A 19,985-nucleotide genomic window follows, 5' to 3' on the forward strand; every position below is an offset into this window, starting at 1 on the left:
TTAGCTGGTGCCGCCGGACCGCGGCGGTTCCCTGGTCGCCCCGCCGGAGCGAGCGGTCGCTCTGGTGGCGCCGCTGGACCGGGCGGTCGCCGCGCACCGCCGCCCGTGGTTCAGGATGGTCGTATGACGCCCGAAGAGTTCCGCACGGCCGCCCACGAACTCATCGACTGGGTCGCCGACCATCGCGCCCGGATCCCCGACCTGCCGGTCGCCTCGAGCGTCGCTCCGGGAGAGATCCGCGCCGCCCTGCCCGGCCGGCCCCCGGAGAGTCCCGAGCCGTTCGAGGACGTCCTCGCCGACCTCGACCGCATCGTGGTCCCCGGCATCACCCAGACCCAGCACCCCGCGTTCTACGGCTGGTTCCCGTCGAATGCCTCCCTGTCCTCGCTGCTGGGGGATATCGCTTCCGGAGGCCTCGCCGGGCTCGGCATCACCTGGCAGTCCGCTCCGGCGCTGACCGAGGTCGAGCAAGTGACCACCGACTGGCTGCGGCAGTTGGCCGGGCTGGACGACGGGTGGCGCGGCGCTATCCAGGACACCGCCTCCACCGGAACCCTCGTCGCCATGCTCGCCGCTCGCGAACGCGCGGGCGAGCACTCCCAGGAGTCCGCCGGCCTCCAAGGCGTCGCGCAGCCCCTCGTCGCCTACACCTCACCCCATGCCCACTCGTCGGTGCCCAAGGCCGTGCTGCTCGCCGGTTTCGGCCGCGACAACCTCCGCTTTGTCGACGTCGACCCGGTCACTTATGCCATGCGGCCGGATGCCCTCGCCGCCGCGATGGCCGAGGATGTCGCGGCCGGCAAGCGCCCGGCCGTGGTTGTCGCCGCCGTCGGGACTACGGGCACGTGCGCGATGGATCCGGTCGCCGCCATTGTCGAGGTCGCCCGCACCCACGACGCCTGGGTGCACGTCGACGCGGCGATGGCCGGCTCGGCAATGCTGCTCCCGGAGATGCGCCACCTGTTCGACGGCGTCGAGGGCGCCGACTCGCTCGCCTGGAACCCCCACAAATGGCTCGGCACCATCCTCGACTGCTCGCTGCTCTATGTCCGTGACGTCGACCACCTGATCCGTTGCATGTCGACCACTCCGTCCTATCTGCGCTCGGCCGTCGACGACGAGGTCGTCCAGTACAAGGACTGGGGCATCCCTCTCGGCCGCCGCTTCCGCGCCCTCAAACTCTGGTTCCACCTGCGCCTCGAGGGGGCGGAAGCCATCCGTGCCCGTCTGCGCCGGGATCTCGACAATGCCCGGTGGCTCGCGGAGGCCATTGCGGCCGAGACGGATTGGCGCGTGCTCGCCCCCGTCGACCTGCAGACCGTCTGCGTGCGCCACGAGCCGCCCGGCCTCGACCGGGAGGCTCTGGACCGGCATACGCTGGCTTGGGCCGATGCCGTCAACGCGGGGGGCCGGGCTTTCGTGTCACCGAGCGTCCTGGACGAGCGCTGGATGGTTCGCATCTCCATCGGTGCCGAGGCGACCGAGCGCGCCGATGTCGAAGCGCTCTGGGCGCTGCTTCGCGAGCACGTCGCAGCGTCCCGGGTCGTGCCGACCGCGCCGTGACGTGACTCAGCCCCGGACGAGCGGTCGAGGTGCCGGCGCGTCCCTGGCCCCATGTGCGCGGCAGTTGACCCTAAGGTGACGCGGATGACGGATCTGCTGATCACCGGGGCGCGACTGGTCCCGGTGGCCGGCGTCGCCGCGCCGGAGCACCCGGTGGACGTTCTCGTCAGCGGTGGCCGGGTGGCCGACGTCGGCCCGAAGCTCGCGTCCCGTGGCGTCGCGGACGTCATTGCGGCACAAGGACGTTGGTTGCTGCCCGGGCTGTGGGACGCGCACGTGCACCCGGTCATGTGGGCGCTGGCGCGCGCCCGCATCGACCTTTCCGGGACCACCGATCCCACGGACGTATGCCGTCGGGTCGCCGCCCATCTGTCCGCTCGCCCGGGCGAGCAGCTGGTCCTCGGCTACGGCTACCGTTCGGCGGCCTGGGACCGCCTGCCCACCGTGTTGGAACTCGACGCTGCCACCGGCAGTCGACCGGTCGCCCTGGCCAGTGGCGACGCCCACAACGGCTGGCTCAATAGCGCAGCCCTCGCGCTGATCGGCCAGGCACCTCGCGAGGGCGCTCTCGTCGAGGGCGAGTGGTACGCGGCATACCGGCATCTGGAGGCCATCGCAACGTCCCTCGAGGAACCGGAAGCCGCGCTGGAGGCGGCCCTCGCCGCCGCGGCGGCCCGTGGCGTGGTCGGCATCGTCGATTTCGAGTTCGATTCCGCCTGGCGTACCTGGCCGGCCCGGCTGGAGCGCGGCCGACCGCCGGTCCGAATCCGAGCGGCCGCCTACGCCGACTCGCTCGACGACGTCGCAGCCGCCGGCCTGCGCACGGGAGATCCGCTCGTTGCGGGCGAGGACCTGCTCACCATGGGGCCGCTGAAGGTCATCAGCGACGGCTCGCTCAATACGCTCACGGCGTGGTGCTGCGAGCCCTACGCACCCGACGGGGGCGACGACGGGGGGTGCGGCCGGTCCAATCTCACGGCTGCCGAACTCCGTGAGGTGATGAGCAGGGCCGGCGACATCGGCCTGACCTGCGCGATCCACGCGATCGGCGACCGCGCGGTCGCGACGGCATTGGATGCGTTTAGCGCCACCCGCCAAGGCGGATCGATCGAGCACGCGCAACTTGTCGGCGCCGCCGACTTCGAGCGCCTCGCCGCCCTCGGCCTGACCGCGAGCGTTCAGCCGGTCCACCTGATCGACGACCGGCTGGTGACCGACCGCTACTGGCGCGATCGCGCCGACCGGGTCTATGCCTTCCGTTCGCTGCTCGACGCGGGCGTCGCCCTGGCCTTCGGCTCGGATGCCCCGGTTGCGCCGCTGGACCCGTGGCGCGCGATCGCGGCTGCGGTGTTCCGGGCTGACGCTGCCGACGAGCCATGGCACTCGGAACAGGCCATCACCCCCGCCGAAGCTCTCGCGTCGAGCACCGACGGACAGGGCACCGTCCATATCGGCCAGCCCGCGGACCTGGTTTTGGTGGACGCAGATCCGCTCGCGCTGGGATCGCTCGCCGATCGAAGTGCGACAGCGGACGGATCCCCAGCGGCACAGGCGGACCGCGCCCACCTGCGTGAGCTGCCCGTGTCCTTGACCCTTGTCGGTGGCCGGCGCACGCACGAGGCCCTCACCTGACGAATGGGAACCGTGGGCCTGGGCCACCGGATTTCACGATTTGTCGTCCGACAAATGTTGGACAGGGTAGGTTTCCCGACGGGCTCAGTTCTACCCTACGATTCGAAGCTGAAGAGCGGGGCCTCAGCAGGATTTTCGGGGTCTACCGCGCTCCTCATAGAGCGCGGGTGATGGATAGGGAGGGTTATGACGACGACGTCCGAAACGACTTTGTCGCCATGTCCCGAGTGTGGGGAAGTGGTGCCGCACACGTGCGCCGCCCCGGTCGGGGAGTCACGGATCTATCTGTCCTCGCCCGACATGTCGACCTTGGAGGAGCGGTCAGTTCTGCGCGCCGTTCGTTCGGGATGGATCGCGCCGCTCGGTCCCGAGTTGGATGCCTTCGAAGCGGAACTGGCGGTGCTCTCCGGTCGCAAGTATGCCGTTGGATTGTCTTCCGGGACTGCGGCCTTGCATCTCGGCCTCCTCGCCCTTGGGGTCGGCGAGGGCGATGTCGTCGTCGTCTCGACCTTGACATTTGCCGCGACGGCAAATGCGGTGGTGTATACGGGCGCTAGACCCGTGTTCGTCGATTCCGACGCCTCCGGAAATATGGATCCGGACGTGCTGGAGACCGCGCTGGCGACGCTGGCGGCCGAAGGGCAGCGGGTGGCGGCTGTCGTCCCGGTCGACCTGATGGGCAAGGTGGCCGACCACGCGCGCATCCGTGAGGTCACCGCGCGGCGCGGGATTCCGGTGCTTTCCGACGCAGCCGAGGCTTTCGGTGCCACGCGCGACGGGCGGCCGGCCGCGGCATACGGCGATATGGCCGTGTTGTCCTTCAACGGCAACAAGGTCGTCACCACGTCCGGCGGCGGCGCGTTGCTCACCGATGATGCCGAGCATGCCCAGCGGGTTCGGCACCTGGCCACCCAGGCCCGTGTCCCGATCGCCTACTACGAGCACACCGAGGTCGGCTACAACTATCGGCTGTCCAATGTGCTGGCCGCCCTGGGCCGCGCGCAGCTCGTCCGTCTCCCCCAGTTTTTGGCGAGTCGGCGCGCCCACCGCGAGCAGTATCGCGACCGGTTGGGGCACCAGCCCGGCATCTCGATCTTCGGCGAGCCGTGGGGCGGTCCCAGCGAGGACACCATGGACAACTGCTGGCTGACGACGCTGCTCGTCGATCAGGAGGCGGCGGGTGTAACGAACGAGGATCTGCGCTTGGCGCTCGACCGGGCCAACATCGAGGCCCGGCCGATGTGGAACCCGATGCATCGACAGCCGGCCTACAAGGGCGAGCGGGCGTTCATCACCGGTGTCAGCGACTGGCTGTTCGCATCGGGGCTCTCGCTTCCGAGCGGGTCGGCCCTGGACGCAAGCGATATCGACCGTGTCTGCACGGTGTTGTTGCGCTCGATCCGGGCCTAGGCGATGTCATGCTCAGACACCACCAGCGGATAGCCCGGAGCGTCGACGTCGCCGTCAGCGGCCTCGCCCTCCTCGTTTTCGCGCCGGTCATCGCGGTGATCGCTCTCGTCGTCCGCCTGCGGTTGGGCAGCCCCGTCCTGTTCCGCCAGGACCGCGTCGGGCGTGATGAGCAGGTCTTCCGCCTCGTCAAGTTCCGGACCATGCGCGTCCCCGACGCCGATCACATCACCGATGCCGATCGGCTCACCCGCGTCGGGCGCTGGTTGCGCGCGACCAGCCTCGATGAGCTGCCGACGCTGTGGAATGTCTTCCGCGGGGAGATGAGTCTGGTCGGGCCAAGGCCGCTGCTCGTGGAGTACCTGCCGCTCTATTCACCCGTCCAGGCCCGCCGCCACGAAGTGCGTCCCGGGATCACCGGACTAGCCCAGATCTCGGGGCGCAATGCTCTGACCTGGGAGGAGAAGTTCGCCTACGACGTGGACTATGTCGACAACCGCACCCACCTGATGGATCTGCGCATCCTCGGCCGGACGATCAGTGCCGTGGTCACGCGCCGCGGCGCCGTCGAGGTATGCCACGGCCCCTTCCGCGGCAGCACGGAGCCAGGTCGCGATCGTGCCGACTGAACCCGTCGTCGTCATCGGTGCGGGTGGGTTCGGTCGCGAGAGTCTCGACATCGTGCAGGCCATGATCGCTGCTGGTGCGCCCTGGACCCTCGCCGGTGTCGTCGACGACCGCCCGTCCGCGGACAGTCGCGATCGGTTGGCGCGTCGCGGCATTCCCCTGCTCGGAAATATCGACTCCTGGCTGGGCGACCCGCGAGGCCCACGTCACTACGTCCTCGGCGTTGCCATGCCGCCCGTCAAACGAGCCATTGTCACGCGGCTGGAGGCGGCCGACCGCGAGCTGTGGCCGGTGTCGGCCGTGCACCCGTCGGCCCTCCTCGGCTCCGTCGTGCAGATCGGCGTGGGCGTGGTGGTCTGCGCGCGCGCGGTCATCGGCACCGATGTGCACCTCGAGGCATTCGCGCAGGTCAACGCCAACGCGACGATCGGCCATGATGCGGTGATCGGGGAGCACGCGATGATCGCGCCCGGCGTCATCGTCTCCGGCGGCGTCCGCGTCGGCGCTGGATCGCTACTCGGCGCCGGCGCGACCGTCTTGCAGTACCTCAGCGTCGGCTCGGACGCCGTGGTCGGGGCGGGTGCCGTCGTCACTCGCGATGTGCCCTTCGGTGCGATGGTCACGGGCATACCGGCCCGACCGGTGGCGCGGTCGACGGACGCGGTTCAGTCGCCGCCGGTGCCCTGAGCGCGAGACCGCCCCGCGAGCCGCCGATACATCGTCTCCTGCCGCGCCATCGTCACTCGGATGTCGTAGCGTCCCGCGGACTCGCGTGCCGCAGCGCCCATCGCCGACCGCCCCGCGTCGTCGCCGGCGATTGTGACGAAGGCCGCGGCCAGCGCCTGCGCATCCCGGCGTGGGACGAGCAGCCCGTCCACGCCGTCGCGAACCTGCCCCGGTATGCCGCCCACTCTCGTCGCGACCACCGGCAGGCCCGCGGCGAAGGCTTCCATGACGGCCACCGGCAAACCTTCGTGCGCGGACGCGAGGGCGAAGACGTCGGCGGCGGCCATCAGCTCGGGAATGTCGCGCCGGTAGCCAGCGAGCCAGAAGCGATCGCCGAGCCCGAGTTCGGCGTGCCGGGCAGCCATCTCGTCGGCCAGCGGCCCCTGACCGACCGCGACGAATCGCAGCCTGGGGGCACGCGGCAGGGCTAGCTGGGCCGCCCGCATCAGATTGGGATAGTCCTTGTTGGCTCGGAGGTTGGCCACGGTCAGGACGAGCACCTCGTCGTCGGCGACCGCCAATTCGCGGCGTAGTCGTTCGCGGGTCCCGTCGGGGACGACCAATGCCTGAGGATCGATGCCGTGGATCAGCACCTCGTAGCGGCGCCGGTGGGTGGCCCAGGTCGTATCCCGGACCTGCTCGGACACGGCCCAGCGGTGGGCATCCAGCGGACTGGTCAGCGCATTGAGCGCGCGGGTCGGCCGGCGGTGGCTGGTCCACTCGTTGTGTTCCGTCGAGATGAGAACGGGCCGCTGCGCGCGGGGCAGGGTGAGGCTCAGAAGGCGGGCCTCCGAGGCGAGCACGGGCGAATGCGCGTGGACGACGTCGGCCTGGGCCAGGGCAGCGCGCATGTCGCGCACGCGGTGCGCCGGGAGCAGCTCGGGCACCAGTCCCGCCGCTTCGAAGTCCGCCACCAGGTGCGTCTTGTCCGGGCGGACGAAGATCAGGCGATGCGTGAATCGCGTGCGGTCGGCAACCTGCGCGGACAACAGCAGGAGTTGTTCGGCGCCGCCCGGTCCGAGCCCTTTGACAAGCCAGAGCACCCGGATCGGCCCGTCGCTCACATCGTGCTCCTCACGTATCGGCCCGTCCCCGCTGCCATGGGCCTAGACTCCCGACGATCCTACTGACGCGGCTGGGGGCCCCGATGTCCGAACGTGTGCTCAGCCTGACCTATCGTGCCGCCGGCCCGGCGGACGGGCCCGCTGTCGCCGACCTGCTCCGGACGTCACTGGGCAAGCAGGACGATCCGCACTACGAGGCCTTCTTGGCCTGGAAGCATCAGCAGAACGCTTTCGGTGTCTCGCCCGCCTGGGTCGCTCTCGATGAGGACCGCGTGGTCGGCTACCGGACCTTCTTGCGCTGGCGCTTCGTCGACGACGCGGGGCGCGTGCTGCGGGCCGTGCGAGCCGTGGACACCGCTACCGATCCCGCCTACCGCGGGCAGGGCATCTTCCGGCGGCTGACGATCGAAGCGGTCGCCGACTTGACCCGAAGCGGCGATGCCTTCGTCTTCAACACCCCCAACGATCAGAGCCGTCCAGGCTATCTGAGCATGGGGTGGAGCATCGTTCGCCGAGTGCCCGTCGCCGTCCTGCCCCGTGGCGTGGAGGGCGTGCGCCGGATGCGCTCGGCCCGAGTGCCGGCTCAACTGTGGTCGCAGGACACCGGCGCCGGTCTGCCCGCCGCCGAGGCGCTTCGGGACCCCGACGTCGCCACGGCCTTGCTGGCGCACGCGCCACGGTCGGGATTACGCACCGACCGCACGCCGGAGTATCTCGCGTGGCGAACCGCCTTCGGTCCGCTTCGTTACCGCGTCCTGCTCGCCGACGCGGACCCGGCTGCCGGCGGCCTCATCTTTCGGCTGCGGCGGCGCGGCCCGGCCGTGGAAGCGACGATCGTGGAGGCCTTCGTCCCGGATCGGCGCACGGGCGCGGCTTTGACCCGTCGGCTGCTGCGCGAGACCGGTGCGGATTATGCGATCGCCGCCGGCAGCGGTGTCGGGCTGGGGATGGTGCCGGCGCCGCGCCTCGGGCCCGTGCTGACCGCTCGGCCCCTGGCCGCGACGCCACCCGCCGCGGACCATTGGCAACTCGCGCTGGCCGACGTGGAACTCTTCTGACGGACCTCAGGCTCCCACCGGCCGCTGCGCCAGGCTCCGGAACCACGCCACGGTCGCGGCCAACCCCTCGGGCAGGGGGACCGGCCGGACATCGGGGAAGTGCCCCTGGAGCCGGGCGTTGTCCGCCTGTGAGTCCCGGACGTCGCCGGGCCGCTCGGCGACATACTCCACCCGAGGCGTGAAGCCCAGTTCCTGGCCGAGCATCGTGATCATGTCGTTCAGCGAGGTCCGCGTGCCGAAGGCCAGGTTGACAGGGGAGTCGTCGACAACCCGCCCGATCGCGGCGTCGGCGAGGACGCGGGTCACCGAGCCGACGAAGGTGAAGTCCCGTGTCTGGAACCCGTCGCCGTTGACGATCAGGGGGCGATCGTTTAGGGCAGCGTCGATGAAGGTGGGCACGACCGCGGCATACGCATGGCCGGCCGCCTGCAGCGGCCCGTAGACATTGAAGAAGCGGAAGGCCAGGACCGGCAGTCCGTAGCTGCGGCCGAACGCGAGGGTGTAGGCCTCGGCCGCCTGCTTCGCCACGGCATACGGGGAGATCGGGTCCAGGCGCATGCTCTCGCGTTTGGGCAACTCCCGGTTCGCCCCGTAGACCGAGGAGGAGGAGGACAAGATGACGTGACTGCCCGCCACCCGTGCCGCCTGGAGGACATTCAGGGTGCCGGTCGCGATCGCGTGATGCGAGGCCAGCGGATCGGCGAGCGAGCGCGGCACCGACGGCAGGGCCGCGAGGTGGATGATCGAGTCGGCGCCGTCGAAGGCTTCGGCGAGCAAATCCGGATCGAGAATGGTGCCAGCGAATGTGCGCGCCGAGGTGCCGAGGAGATTGTCGGGGGAGCCCGTCGAGTAGTCGTCCACGACAACGATGTCAGTCACTTCCGGGCGGCCGTGAAGATCCCGGACGACATTCGCCCCGATGAATCCTGCCCCGCCGGTCACGACGACCTTCATGTGTTTTCCTCCCACCATCCCCGCCAGCCCGGCGAAGGCTATCAAGGGTGACGACTGTTTCGACACTTTGGTCGGATCAATCACGAATTCGGGGCGAAAGCGTTCTGCGTCATCGCCGCTACGCTTCCGTTGTTGTGACCGTTCTCTTCGTCTGCACGGCCAATATCGCCCGATCGCCGTATGCCGAGCGGCGAGCCCGCTTCTTGCTCGGCGACGCCTCGGCCCCCGACTCTGGACCCCAAGAGGTCAGCAGCGCGGGTGTGCCCGGCGTGCCGGGCCGCTCGATGGACGACCTGCTCGCGGCCGAGTTACGCACCCGGGGCGGCGACCCCGGCGGGCACGTGAGCCGGTCGGTCACCGTGGACCTGATCGAGCAGGCCGACCTCGTCCTCACCTTTGAATTCACCCAGCACATGCGCCTAATCGATCTCGCACCACACCGCGCGCACTGCATCTTCGGAATCCGCCAGTTCGCCGCCGCTGCAAGCAGAGCCGACGGCGTCGGGGATCTCGCCGATCGCGTCGGGGCGATCGCCGAGCGCACCGCGCCGGACAGCATGTCCGCCGACGTCGCGGATCCGCACCGACGCGGCCGGCGGGCCGCGCGCGCCTGCGCGGACGAGATCGACGTCCTGCTCGCAGACATCCTCCCCGTCATCGGGGGCTGACGGCCGCCGGCCCCCGACCGGAGCGAACGACGGGCGGCTACCGTGGTGGTCTCGCTGCGAAGGAGCCGACATGCACACCGACGTTCCCCTGTCCCAGGCGGCCCGGTCCGTGATCACCCAGACCGAGACCTATGCCGCTCACAACTACCATCCGCTGCCCGTCGTCCTCGCGGCCGGCGAGGGTGCCTGGGTCATCGATGTCGACGGGCGGCGATATCTCGACGCGCTGGCCGGCTATTCGGCCCTGAACTTCGGGCACGGTAACCCGCGCCTATTGGCCCGGGCTCACGAGCAACTCGACCGGCTGACATTGACCAGCCGGGGTTTCTACAACGATCAGCTTGGTCCCTTCGCCCAGGATCTGTGCGCCTTGACCGGGAAAGGTGCGGTGCTGCCCATGAACAGCGGCGCCGAAGCCGTCGAGACCGCGTTGAAGGTGGCGCGCAAATGGGGCTACCGCGTCAAAGGCGTGCCCGAGGGGCAGGCGACGATCATCGTGATGGAAGGCAACTTCCACGGCCGCACGACGACCATCGTCAGCTTTTCCGACGACAAGGTCGCCCATGACGACTACGGCCCCTATACGCCCGGTTTCGTGACCGTGCCATTCGGCGATGCGCCGCTCCTGCGCGAGGCCGTCGCCGGTGATTCATCCGTCGTGGCCGTCCTCCTCGAGCCCATCCAGGGTGAGCGCGGGGTGATCATCCCGCCCGATGACTACCTGCGTGAGGTCCGCGAGATCTGTTCCGCCGCAGGGGTGTTGATGATGGTCGACGAGATCCAGTCGGGTCTCGCCCGGACCGGCGAGACCTTCGCCTGCGACCACGAGAAGGTGATCCCGGACGTCTATATCCTCGGCAAGGCGCTCGGTGGCGGGCTCGTCGCCTTGTCGGCGATCGCCGCCGACAGAGACATCCTCGACGTCTTCACGCCGGGGTCGCACGGCTCCACCTTCGGTGGCAATCCGTATGCCTGCGCGATCGGCAGGGAAGTTGTGGCCATGCTCGCCACCGGCGAGTACCAAGCAGCCGCCCGCGAACGTGGTGCCCAACTTGCGGCCGGCCTGACCCACCTTGCCGGCCAGGGGATAGCCGAGATGCGGGTGCGGGGGCTGTGGGCCGGCCTGGACATCGATCCTGGTCTGGGCACCGGACGAGCACTCTCGGCCCACTTGATGAGGCGTGGAGTGCTCGCCAAGGACACCCACGGCTCGACGATCCGGCTTGCTCCGCCCTTGTGCGCCACCTCAGCCGACATCGACGTGCTGGTCGATGCGGTCGCGGGCGCATTGGGCGACCTGCGGCGGCCCTGACGCCCGCGATTCCTGGGCCGGCCTTCACCAGCCGTGTCCAGGCGCCGCTGACCCTCCTCGGCGCCGCTCGCCGCCCGGCTGCGAGCGGCCGCCCACCAGCGTCAGCCGCGAGCGTCAGCCGCCACCGGTCGCCGCCAGCGTCAGCCGCGAGAGCGCAAGGTCTCCACGCCGGCCCCGGTGAGGTCGTCGAGGAAGGCCTTGCGCCCCCGTCATCGCCAGCACGAGGGCAAGAAGTGGGCCCTCGACGCGGGCGCCGCTGCCGTGCGACCACGCCGCTTCCGTGGCGTGCAGTGACAAATCGGCGATCCGTGACTTGGCCCCGATGAGGGTGTTGGAGTTCTTGTAGAAGTCGGCTACCGCGACCAGGGCACCAGCGTCGTAGTCGTGCTCGATGCTCAGCGGGCGGCGGATGTCCTCGGCGTGGATGATCACCTCACCCAGCCAGCTCGTCTTGGGTCCGGGGGGTGCCGACGTGGAGCCGATCGCGGCCTCGAACCTGCTCAGTGTCTCCTGGGCATCGGCGCCGCGTTCGCGGGCGATACCGGCCTGGACAAAGCGCGAGAAGGAGAAGCGCGCCTTGGCCAACCCGGCGACGAACCCCGGCGGAGTGGTCGTCGCCGTGGCGGTCATATGGGCCAGCGTGTCGCGGATCGTCCAGCCCGCGCAAAGGGAGGGCAGGTCCCACGCCGATGTGTCAGGGAGGGTCTTCAGATCCGCAACCAGCGCCGCGCGCTCGCGGTGGACGATCGGCCAGAGATCGGTGCACACGAGAGGTGATTGTGCGGCGTCGATCCGGGGACGGACGAACAGGCACGCCAGCTCGCGCAACGACGTGCGCCCCGCGGCCGGGCCGCGGGGCGCATCTGCTCGATCACCCAACTGGGGGTCAGAGGTTGCGGACTGTGTTGAAGACCTGCAACTCCTTGTTGTCGAAGTAGGGGCCGAACATCACGTTCGCCCAGGCCGCGCCGATGCCACCCTTGTTGCTGTTGACGGAGTTGACATAGCCCATCCAGCTGCCGTTGACCCAGGTCAGCCACGGACCGCCGCTCGCGCCGCCGGTCATCCGGCAGTTCAGGTAGTTCTGCCCGGCGAACGTCCCACTGCCGTAGTAATAGTCGGTGCCCTGGCAGTAGCGGGCGTCCTCACCGTTGGCGGTGTAGCCAGGCCACCGCCAGTCGGTGATCGGGTAGCCGAGCGAGGTGCGGAACTGGTTTGTGGACCCGTTGAACCACGCGCCGTGACCGCCGAGGGCGTTCACGATCGCCACCCCATTGCGGGGGTAGACCACGACGGCGCCCATATCGTCGGCGCTGGTGCCGTAGTTGTAGTAGTTCCACGTCGTGGAGTAGGTCTTGGCGTAGTAGACGCCCTGAGTGGCGCCGTACTGGTAGCCCGGGTAGAACTGCAGGTTGGTGTACCACCGGCGGTTCGTGGCGTCCCAGACGCAGTGGCCGGCCGTGATGAGGGTCGACTTGTTCTCGGCGTTGACGGCGGTTGCTGTGCACCAGGACCAGTTGTAGGCCGGACCGGGGTCGGTGTCGAAGTAGAGCTTGCCGACCTGGCGGTTGGGGTTGGCGCTCGGGCCGAGCGGCCACAAGGCGCCGGCGTTGGTGTCGTAGCGGGCCACGGCCTCCTTGGCCGACAGCCCCTTGGTGCTGCCCCCCGCCGCGGACGGCGCGATCTTGACCTCGGCGCCCCGGCTCGACCGGTCGCTGCCGGCGGGTGACGGGACGTTCTTCGGCATGGTCATCGGCTTGGCGACCTTGATGATGTCCTTGATGTCCATCGTGGCGGCGGTGCCTCGCTCGGCGGCCGACACCGTGTGCACGGGCGACTTTCCGGCGCTCGATCCGGTGGCGAGCGTCCCGGCCTGGGCGGCGTTCGCGCCGAGTGCAGCCAGGGCGGCGAGCCCCGCGGTGGACGCCAGGACGCGGCCTGTCTTGTTCATGATTCCTCCCAAGGTGTCGGCCGGGCCACCGATCCGGTGTTCGGCCCGCGGGTCCTTCCCGCATGTCCCAACCGAGTGGCCCGCCGGCCCGGTGATACGTCTGGATCGGCCCGATTTCCGAGGTAGCGAATCCCGCTGGTAGCCTTGAGCGTTGCCGTTGTATCGGCCGCGGATCCAACAGAGCCCCGGTGGACCAGCCCGGGCGCGCCGCGCACACGCAGAGAAAGAGAGTCGTTCGTATGCCCCTGGCTGCCGACGTCAAGAAGCAGATCATGGCCGAGTACGCCACCACCGAAGGCGACACCGGCTCTCCCGAGGTGCAGATCGCGCTGCTCACCCAGCGCATCAAGGACCTCACCGAGCACGCCCGCACCCACAAGCATGACCACCACTCCCGTCGTGGCCTGTTGCTGCTCGTCGGTCAGCGCCGCCGCCTGCTGCGCTACCTCGAGAGCGTGGACGTCGAGCGCTACCGGTCGCTGATCAAGCGACTCGGCCTGCGCCGTTGAGATTCGAGAAGGGGCGGCCCGCCGTGGGCCGCCCCTTCTCGTATGCCGAGCGATCGGCACCCGCCGGCCACGCGCCATACGTGCGTGATCTGCCGGTACCGCGCCGCCGATAGCGGCGCAAGAAAGGACAACCCGCGCACAACGACGATGCGCGTGGCTGACGTAGATAAAGAAAGTGAGGGCCCATGGAGGGTCCAGAGATCCAGTTCGCCGAGGCCGTCATCGACAACGGCCGCTTCGGCTCCCGCACCGTCCGGTTCGAGACCGGTCGCCTCGCCCGTCAGGCGGGTGGCTCGGTCAGCGCCTACCTCGACGGCGAGACCATGCTGCTGGCGACGACGACCGCGAGCGGCACGCCGAAAGACCAGTTCGACTTCTTCCCGCTGACCGTCGATGTCGAGGAGCGCATGTATGCCCTCGGCAAGATCCCGGGCAGCTTCTTCCGCCGCGAGGGACGCCCCTCGACCGAGGCGATCCTGACCTGCCGCCTGATCGACCGGCCGCTGCGCCCGTCCTTCGTCAAGGGCCTGCGCAATGAGGTCCAGGTCGTCATCACCGTGCTGGCGTTGCAGCCGGACCACCAGTACGACGTCGTGGCCATCAACGCCGCCTCCGCGGCGACGCAGATCTCCGGTCTGCCCTTTTCCGGCCCGATCGGCGGCGTCCGCGTCGCCCTCATCGACGGCCAGTGGGTCGCCTTCCCCAACTTCTCCGACGCCGCGCGTTCGACCTTCGACATGGTCGTCGCCGGCCGCGTCGTCGGTGACGATGTCGCGATCATGATGGTCGAGGCCGAGGCCACCGACGCCACCTGGAATCTCGTCAAGACCGAGGGCAAGCAGGCCCCGACCGAGGAGGTCGTCGCGCAGGGTCTCGAGGCGGCCAAGGCGTTCATCCGCACGCTGTGCGAGGCCCAGGCCGACCTCGCCGCAAAGGCTGCGAAGCCGGTCGAGGAGTTCCCGATCTTCCTCGACTACCAAGACGATGTGTATGCCGCAGTCGAGGCCGCCGCGTCGCGCGAGGGCAAGCTCGCCTCGATCCTTTCGATCGCCGGCAAGCAGGAGCGCGAGGACGCGATCAACGAGCTGAAGTCGGCCATCCACCTTCAGCTGGTCGGCGACGCCGACGGCATCCACGAGGGCGGGACCAAGGGCGAGTTCTTCGGCCGTCAGAAGGAAGTCTCCGCTGCCTACCGCAGCGTGCAGAAGAAGCTCGTGCGCGAGCGCATCCTGCGGGACAAGGTCCGCATCGACGGTCGTGGGCTCGCGGACATCCGCGCCCTGTCGGCCGAGGTCGAGGTGCTCCCGCGCGTCCACGGCTCCGCGCTCTTCGAGCGCGGCGAGACCCAGATCATGGGCGTCACCACGCTGAACATGCTGCGTATGGAGCAGCAGCTGGACACCCTCTCGCCGGTGACCCGCAAGCGCTACATGCACAACTACAACTTCCCGCCCTACAGCACCGGTGAGACCGGCCGCGTCGGGTCGCCGAAGCGCCGCGAGATCGGCCACGGCGCCCTGGCGGAGCGGGCCCTCATGCCGGTGCTGCCGACCCGCGAGGAGTTCCCCTACGCGATCCGCCAGGTCTCCGAGGCGCTCGGGTCCAATGGCTCGACGTCGATGGGCTCGGTCTGTGCCTCCACCCTCTCGCTGCTCAACGCCGGTGTGCCGCTGCGCGCTCCGGTCGCCGGCATCGCGATGGGCCTGGTGTCGGCGGAGGTCGACGGGCAGACGCAGTATGCCGCGTTGACCGACATCCTCGGCGCCGAGGACGCGTTCGGCGACATGGATTTCAAGGTCGCCGGCACCCGCGAGTTCGTTACGGCCATCCAGCTCGACACCAAGCTCGACGGCATCCCGGCCGACGTGCTGGCCGGTGCGCTGACCCAGGCCCGCGACGCCCGTTTCTACATTCTCGATGTCATGAACGAGGCGATCGACGCGCCCGACGAAATGAGCCCCTACGCTCCGCGCGTCATCAGTGTCCAGGTCCCGGTCGACAAGATCGGTGAGGTCATCGGCCCGAAGGGCAAGATGATCAACCAGATCCAGGACGAGACCGGCGCCGACATCTCGATCGAGGACGACGGCACCGTCTACATCGGCGCGACCGACGGTCCCTCGGCCGAGGCGGCTCGGGCGATGGTCAACGCGATCGCCAACCCGCAAATGCCCGAGGTCGGCGAGCGCTTCCTCGGCACCGTCGTGAAGGCGACGACCTTCGGGGCGTTCGTCTCGCTGCTGCCGGGCAAGGACGGTCTGCTGCACATCTCCGAGGTGCGCAAGCTCGTCGGCGGCAAGCGGATCGACGCCGTCGAGGATGTCCTCGCGGTGGGCCAGAAGGTCCAGGTCGAGCTGAAGGAGATCGACCCGCGCGGCAAGCTGTCGCTCGCGGCCGTCCTCCCCGAGGGTGCCGAGGCGCCCGCGGCCGAGCGCTCCGACGGTGAGGAGTCCGCACCGGCCGACGCGCGCCCCGAGCGTGGCGATCGCGGCGAGCGGCACGAAGGCGAGCGCCGGGAGCACTCCCGCAACCGTCGTCGTCGCACCAATGACGGGGAACGCCGCAGCGAGGACTGATCCTCCAGCATCGGCATCCGCCTAAGCTCACCGCTCACGTCGAGTGGCCGGTTCAGCCCTGTCGAGTGGCCGGTTCAGCCCAGCAAGCTGTGGGCAACCCGCCACTCGACGACGCTGAACCGGCCACTCGACGGGGTTGGAGGCGTGTGAAGGGGGGATGCGTAGGGCCCACGCAAGACGCCCACAGCCGGACGTAACCGGCAATCGGGCCCCCGGTCAGCCGGCCGTCACGCCCCAGACTGACGCGGACGGGAGTCGCAAGGACGCCTGGCGAAGGAGAGCAGCCGATGACGGTGGATGTGGCCAACCGGAGCGCGAGGGTGGCAGCCGAGGTGTCCGACGACTTGTTCGGGGACGTTGTCCTGGCCGACCGCGAGCACTACTTCGCTGACTGGCGTGAGCGGGCCGCCGTCGTGCATCTGAGGCAGAACGACATCTGGGCCGTCACCCGCTACGACGCGCTCAAGGAGGTTGTCGAGGACCCGTCGCGCTTCTCCTCGGCGAAGGCGACGTTCAACGATCTGATGAACGCCTCGCTGCGCGGGACGGCGCTCGCCTCCGATCCGCCTGAGCACGCTCGCCACCGCGCCGTGCTCGCGAAGTATCTCTCCCCCCGGGTCATGCGCGCCCGGCGCGACGACATGACCGGGTGCGCCGACGAACTCGTGGCCGCTGCCGTGGCGAAGGGCACCTTCGACGCTGTCCGGCTCGCCCAGGACTTCCATCAACGGGTGATCGGCGACCTGATCGGGATGCGGCGCGAGATCCAGGCGCGCGTGGTGCCCTGGGGCGACTCGGCGCTCAACGTCTTCGGGCCTTTCAACAAGCGCACCGGGCAGCATTTCCCCGTCGCGGGCGACCTGGCCCGGTGGGCCAAGCAGGTCACGCCGGCTCAGTTGACCGAGGGCAGTCTGGGCCGGGAGGTCTTCGCGGCCGCGGAGCGGGGTGAGGTCCCACCGGATGCCTGCAATGCGCTCATCCATCAGATGGTGGCCGCGGGCATCGACACCGCCATCGCCTCGCTGGGCAATGTGCTGGCGCACCTCGGCGACAACCCCGACCAGTACGCGATCCTGCGCGCCGAGCCCGGGCTGATCGGCTCGGCCTTCACCGAATCCCTGCGCTACGAGTCCCCGATTCACGCGATGGGCCGGTTGGTGGTGGCCGACACCGAGATCGACGGCGTGCCCGTGCCGGGCGGCGCGCAGCTCGCCCTGCTCTTCGGTGCAGCCAATCGCGACCCGCGGCACTACCCGGACCCGGACCGCTTCGATATCCGGCGCAACCCGATCGACCAGGTCTCCTTCGGCCACGGCGTGCATACGTGCGCGGGGATGCACCTGGTGCGGCAGGAGGCCGAGGTGCTCATCGCGGCGTGGTTGCGTCATGTGCCCGCCTTCCTACTTGGGCACCGGACGCGCAAGTTGAGCAATATGGTCAGCAGTTGGGCAACTCTGGCCATCACGGTGGGCTGACGACAGCATCACGGGCGGTTTCTCGCTGCGATGGCCCGTACGCTCGCGGCATGGATCTGCTGATCCCGCCTGGGCCCGGGATTCCGCACGGCCTGACCATCCCCGGCGACCAGCTCGCCGAGCGCTTTTCGCGCGCTCAAGGCCCGGGCGGTCAGTCGGTCAACACGGCCGACTCTCGCGTAGAACTGGAGCTTGACCTGCGCGTATGTCCGGCCTTCACCGACGCGCAGCGCGTTCGCCTCCTAGAGGCACTCGACGGGCGGTTGGTCGGCGACCGCCTCGTCGTCACCGCGTCGGAGCACCGCAGCCAGCGCCGCAACCGGGTCGCCGCCCGCGATCGGATGGGCCGCCTGTTGCGCGCGGCGCTTGCGCCGCCACCACCACCCCGCCGGGCCACCAGGCCCACTCTGGCGGCAAAACGGCGCCGGCTGGAGGCCAAACGCGCCCGGTCCCTGACCAAGGCCGCGCGGGCTCGCCCCGGTGCGACCGACTGACCCTTCGGGTAGCGTTGGTCGAGGGCGGGCGCTCACCCGCCCGGCCCGGGGCCGCGGCATACGGCCGGTGTCGCGGTCAGGTGCCGCTCTCGAGCGGCCACCACCACTCCGTGTCGGCGACTGGCCCGGCCCGGTCGCACGAATGCCAAGCCCGGTCAGCCGGTCCCGGACCCAGGCATCGACACCCTGCGCGACGGATGCGAGGACCACCAGGCCGCGAGGTCGATCTGGTCAGCCATCGACGACTTGCAGGATTATCCGGTCCTCGACCGGCACGTAGCCGATGCGGGCATACACCCCATTGCTCGTCGGATTGTCCAGGTCCGTGAACAGGACGACGTCCGACCCGGCCGCCCGGACGATCGCGGACACCTGGGCCGTGACCGGGGCGGCGTAGCCGTGGCCGCGCTGGTCCGGTGGGGTATAGACCGGGCCGATGCGGGCGACGCCGAAGGCCGGCGGCCGGGTGGCCGCCATCGAGACGGGTGTGTCGCCGTCGTCCACCCAGAGCCACGTGTGCGGCGCGCGTCGAATGAGCATCTCGCGCTGCGCCGTTCGCTGCTGCGCCCGTGTCTCCTCGTCCGCGGCCGCGTTGCCGATCTCGTCGACGAAGGCGAGCACCCATTCGGTCACCAGATCGAGGTCATCGGCGGCCATCGGCCGTGGCCGGCCGCGAACTGTCGCCGGTGGCGTTAGCTCCGCCAGCCGGTGCAGGCGCGTACGGCGTTCCACCTCGACGCGGCCACCGACCCTGGCGGCCAGCCGGTCCGCGAAGGCCCGGGCAGCCGGCTCCTCGCCGGCGGCTCCGGACGGCGCCTCCACCGACGTCAGGATCACGTCCGCGAGTGCCGCCGCCTCGGCGGGATCCAGGTGGTGGAGCACGGGGTGATAGCGACCGGATCGCATGGCCAGCCCCTGGACCTGGCCGGCCGGGGTGCTCGATGTGGCGAACCAGGGTGCGTCCGTGCCCTCCGTGGGCGCCTCACCGGCCACGTGCTCCTGCAGACTGCTCCCGATGATGGTCGTCCCTACCGGATCCGCGCCCAGCAGGGGGCGTGCGGCCGTGAGGAAGGCGGCGGGATCGGCATACAGCCTCAGGGTCATTGCGGCACGGTAGTAGCTTATCGACTGGCGCGCAGGGGATTTCGCAGTCAGGCAGCCGACGCGGTCAGCGCGCGCACCGGCACAGGGCTGGTGCGAGGATGACCGTATGACCGCCGACTTCGCCGCCCATCTGCGTGCCGAGACCGACGCCTTCGCGGCTGTCCTCGCGGCGGCCATCGCGGACCCCGCCCTGCTCGCGCGACCTGTCGCCAGTTGTCCGGGCTGGAATCTCTATGACCTGACCGACCACCTCGGTGGGGTCCATCGCTGGGTGGTGACGGCTATCGACGAAGGGCACGGCCGAGGCGCCCCGGACGCCGCGCCCCACGAGGCGAGCGCGCTGCTGGCCTGGTTCGCCGATGGCGTCGCCGACCTGATCGCCGCGCTGGACCGCGATGCCGACCGGCCGGCCTGGAGCTTCTCGCGCGAGCCGGGGCACGACCGGCTGGCCTTCTGGCAGCGACGCCAGGCCCACGAGAACCTCATCCATCGCTGGGACGCCGAATCCGCGATCGGCCGGCCGGGCCCGCTCGATGCAACGCTCGCAGCCGACGGCATCGCCGAAGTACTCGAGGTCTTCGTCCCGCGGATGCGCGCGCGGGGCCTGCTCGGTCCGCTGCCCGACGCGGTCCGCCTCCGCGCGACCGACACCGCCGCCGAATGGGTGATCGGCGACGACCCGAACCACGTCGTCGCCACGATCAGCGGCCCCGCGGCCGACCTTTTGCTCCACCTCTGGAAGCGCACCGGCGACGCGGAACTGACCTGGTCAGGCGACGGCGACGCCGGCCGTGTGACCCTGGCCAACGCGGTTACCGCCTGAGCTTCGGGCCCGGCGATCCGCGCGAGCCGACCGCGGCATACG

The 19,985-nt window shown here is 69.8% G+C and carries 18 protein-coding genes; 13 read left to right on the plus strand and 5 right to left on the minus strand.

Annotation, left to right across the window (positions count from 1 at the left end; all coding sequences use genetic code 11):
* The first annotated feature begins 123 nt into the window (after window positions 1-123).
* From ABD209_RS14460 to ABD209_RS14480, 5 genes are all read left to right on the plus strand, one after another.
* Window positions 124-1,563, plus strand: a complete 1,440-nt coding sequence (locus ABD209_RS14460; RefSeq protein WP_344067518.1) for a pyridoxal phosphate-dependent decarboxylase family protein — start codon at window positions 124-126, stop codon at window positions 1,561-1,563.
* 84 nt (window positions 1,564-1,647) lie between these two features.
* Entirely contained in the window at window positions 1,648-3,195 is a 1,548-nt protein-coding gene (locus ABD209_RS14465; RefSeq protein ID WP_324386001.1) for an amidohydrolase, read from the plus strand.
* Window positions 3,196-3,432: 237 nt separating this feature from the next.
* Window positions 3,433-4,605 carry a DegT/DnrJ/EryC1/StrS family aminotransferase gene (locus ABD209_RS14470; protein WP_344067519.1) on the plus strand — a complete coding sequence of 391 codons (1,173 nt, stop codon included), beginning with the start codon at window positions 3,433-3,435 and terminating at the stop codon, window positions 4,603-4,605.
* Window positions 4,606-4,613: 8 nt separating this feature from the next.
* Window positions 4,614-5,231, plus strand: a complete 618-nt coding sequence (locus tag ABD209_RS14475; RefSeq protein ID WP_344067520.1) for a sugar transferase — start codon at window positions 4,614-4,616, stop codon at window positions 5,229-5,231.
* The gene (locus ABD209_RS14480) at window positions 5,221-5,916 is read left to right on the plus strand and encodes a NeuD/PglB/VioB family sugar acetyltransferase (RefSeq protein WP_344067521.1); all 696 of its coding nucleotides are present in this window, start codon (window positions 5,221-5,223) and stop codon (window positions 5,914-5,916) included. Before ABD209_RS14475 ends, ABD209_RS14480 begins: the two co-directional genes overlap by 11 nt.
* Here the strand turns inward: ABD209_RS14480 and ABD209_RS14485 are convergent.
* On the minus strand, window positions 5,895-7,019 hold the full coding sequence (locus ABD209_RS14485; protein WP_344067522.1) for a glycosyltransferase: 1,125 nt from the start codon (window positions 7,017-7,019) through the stop codon (window positions 5,895-5,897). The genes ABD209_RS14480 and ABD209_RS14485 overlap by 22 nt on opposite strands.
* 83 nt (window positions 7,020-7,102) lie before the next feature.
* Between ABD209_RS14485 and ABD209_RS14490 the strand changes: the two genes are divergently transcribed.
* Complete coding sequence (locus tag ABD209_RS14490) at window positions 7,103-8,077, plus strand: GNAT family N-acetyltransferase (protein WP_344067523.1); 975 nt, start codon at window positions 7,103-7,105, stop codon at window positions 8,075-8,077.
* Between the two features lie 6 nt (window positions 8,078-8,083).
* Here ABD209_RS14490 and ABD209_RS14495 read toward each other — a convergent pair whose 3' ends face one another.
* Window positions 8,084-9,031 (minus strand): NAD-dependent epimerase/dehydratase family protein, encoded by a 948-nt coding sequence (locus ABD209_RS14495; protein ID WP_344067524.1) that lies wholly within the window; start codon window positions 9,029-9,031, stop codon window positions 8,084-8,086.
* A gap of 134 nt (window positions 9,032-9,165) precedes the next feature.
* Between ABD209_RS14495 and ABD209_RS14500 the strand changes: the two genes are divergently transcribed.
* Window positions 9,166-9,699, plus strand: a complete 534-nt coding sequence (locus ABD209_RS14500) for an arsenate-mycothiol transferase ArsC (protein ID WP_344067525.1) — start codon at window positions 9,166-9,168, stop codon at window positions 9,697-9,699.
* A 70-nt stretch (window positions 9,700-9,769) separates the two neighbouring features.
* Complete coding sequence (gene rocD, locus ABD209_RS14505; protein ID WP_344067526.1) at window positions 9,770-11,011, plus strand: ornithine--oxo-acid transaminase; 1,242 nt, start codon at window positions 9,770-9,772, stop codon at window positions 11,009-11,011.
* Between the two features lie 114 nt (window positions 11,012-11,125).
* Here the strand turns inward: rocD and ABD209_RS14510 are convergent, their stop codons facing one another.
* Together ABD209_RS14510 and ABD209_RS14515 are read right to left on the minus strand one after the other, a co-directional pair.
* Window positions 11,126-11,779: a maleylpyruvate isomerase family mycothiol-dependent enzyme gene (locus ABD209_RS14510; RefSeq protein WP_344067527.1), complete on the minus strand. Its 654-nt coding sequence runs from the start codon at window positions 11,777-11,779 to the stop codon at window positions 11,126-11,128.
* Between the two features lie 118 nt (window positions 11,780-11,897).
* Window positions 11,898-12,962 carry a trypsin-like serine peptidase gene (locus ABD209_RS14515; protein WP_344067528.1) on the minus strand — a complete coding sequence of 355 codons (1,065 nt, stop codon included), beginning with the start codon at window positions 12,960-12,962 and terminating at the stop codon, window positions 11,898-11,900.
* Between the two features lie 239 nt (window positions 12,963-13,201).
* Here ABD209_RS14515 and rpsO point away from each other — a divergent pair, with 239 nt between their 5' ends.
* The 4 genes from rpsO to arfB all read left to right on the plus strand — a co-directional run bounded on the left by rpsO (window position 13,202) and on the right by arfB (window position 18,016).
* Window positions 13,202-13,471 (plus strand): 30S ribosomal protein S15, encoded by a 270-nt coding sequence (rpsO, locus tag ABD209_RS14520; RefSeq protein ID WP_324386012.1) that lies wholly within the window; start codon window positions 13,202-13,204, stop codon window positions 13,469-13,471.
* A 185-nt stretch (window positions 13,472-13,656) separates the two neighbouring features.
* On the plus strand, window positions 13,657-16,047 hold the full coding sequence (locus tag ABD209_RS14525; protein ID WP_344067529.1) for a polyribonucleotide nucleotidyltransferase: 2,391 nt from the start codon (window positions 13,657-13,659) through the stop codon (window positions 16,045-16,047).
* 287 nt (window positions 16,048-16,334) lie between these two features.
* Window positions 16,335-17,522, plus strand: coding sequence for a cytochrome P450 (locus ABD209_RS14530; protein WP_344067530.1), 1,188 nt, complete (start codon window positions 16,335-16,337; stop codon window positions 17,520-17,522).
* 50 nt (window positions 17,523-17,572) lie between these two features.
* The gene (gene arfB, locus ABD209_RS14535) at window positions 17,573-18,016 is read left to right on the plus strand and encodes an alternative ribosome rescue aminoacyl-tRNA hydrolase ArfB (RefSeq protein WP_344067531.1); all 444 of its coding nucleotides are present in this window, start codon (window positions 17,573-17,575) and stop codon (window positions 18,014-18,016) included.
* Window positions 18,017-18,247: 231 nt separating this feature from the next.
* Here arfB and ABD209_RS14540 read toward each other — a convergent pair whose 3' ends face one another.
* Window positions 18,248-19,120: a GNAT family N-acetyltransferase gene (locus ABD209_RS14540; protein ID WP_344067532.1), complete on the minus strand. Its 873-nt coding sequence runs from the start codon at window positions 19,118-19,120 to the stop codon at window positions 18,248-18,250.
* 106 nt (window positions 19,121-19,226) lie between these two features.
* On the opposite strand from ABD209_RS14540, the gene ABD209_RS14545 reads away from it, so the two are divergent.
* The gene (locus ABD209_RS14545) at window positions 19,227-19,943 is read left to right on the plus strand and encodes a maleylpyruvate isomerase family mycothiol-dependent enzyme (protein WP_344067533.1); all 717 of its coding nucleotides are present in this window, start codon (window positions 19,227-19,229) and stop codon (window positions 19,941-19,943) included.
* Window positions 19,944-19,985: the final 42 nt, after the last annotated feature.

This window comes from Nostocoides vanveenii, from assembly GCF_039531165.1.
GTDB classification, from domain to species: domain Bacteria; phylum Actinomycetota; class Actinomycetes; order Actinomycetales; family Dermatophilaceae; genus Nostocoides_A; species Nostocoides_A vanveenii.

Bases quoted from the DNA above. Each gene is read 5' to 3' on its own strand.
- ABD209_RS14460 (WP_344067518.1), top strand. From the start codon at position 124: ATGACGCCCGAAGAGTTCCGCACGGCCGCCCACGAACTCATCGACTGG.
- ABD209_RS14465 (WP_324386001.1), top strand. From the start codon at position 1,648: ATGACGGATCTGCTGATCACCGGGGCGCGACTGGTCCCGGTGGCCGGC.
- ABD209_RS14475 (WP_344067520.1), top strand. From the start codon at position 4,614: ATGCTCAGACACCACCAGCGGATAGCCCGGAGCGTCGACGTCGCCGTC.
- ABD209_RS14490 (WP_344067523.1), top strand. From the start codon at position 7,103: ATGTCCGAACGTGTGCTCAGCCTGACCTATCGTGCCGCCGGCCCGGCG.
- ABD209_RS14495 (WP_344067524.1), bottom strand. From the start codon at position 9,031: ATGAAGGTCGTCGTGACCGGCGGGGCAGGATTCATCGGGGCGAATGTC.
- rocD (WP_344067526.1), top strand. From the start codon at position 9,770: ATGCACACCGACGTTCCCCTGTCCCAGGCGGCCCGGTCCGTGATCACC.
- ABD209_RS14515 (WP_344067528.1), bottom strand. From the start codon at position 12,962: ATGAACAAGACAGGCCGCGTCCTGGCGTCCACCGCGGGGCTCGCCGCC.
- rpsO (WP_324386012.1), top strand. From the start codon at position 13,202: ATGCCCCTGGCTGCCGACGTCAAGAAGCAGATCATGGCCGAGTACGCC.
- ABD209_RS14525 (WP_344067529.1), top strand. From the start codon at position 13,657: ATGGAGGGTCCAGAGATCCAGTTCGCCGAGGCCGTCATCGACAACGGC.
- ABD209_RS14530 (WP_344067530.1), top strand. From the start codon at position 16,335: ATGACGGTGGATGTGGCCAACCGGAGCGCGAGGGTGGCAGCCGAGGTG.
- arfB (WP_344067531.1), top strand. From the start codon at position 17,573: ATGGATCTGCTGATCCCGCCTGGGCCCGGGATTCCGCACGGCCTGACC.
- ABD209_RS14540 (WP_344067532.1), bottom strand. From the start codon at position 19,120: ATGACCCTGAGGCTGTATGCCGATCCCGCCGCCTTCCTCACGGCCGCA.
- ABD209_RS14545 (WP_344067533.1), top strand. From the start codon at position 19,227: ATGACCGCCGACTTCGCCGCCCATCTGCGTGCCGAGACCGACGCCTTC.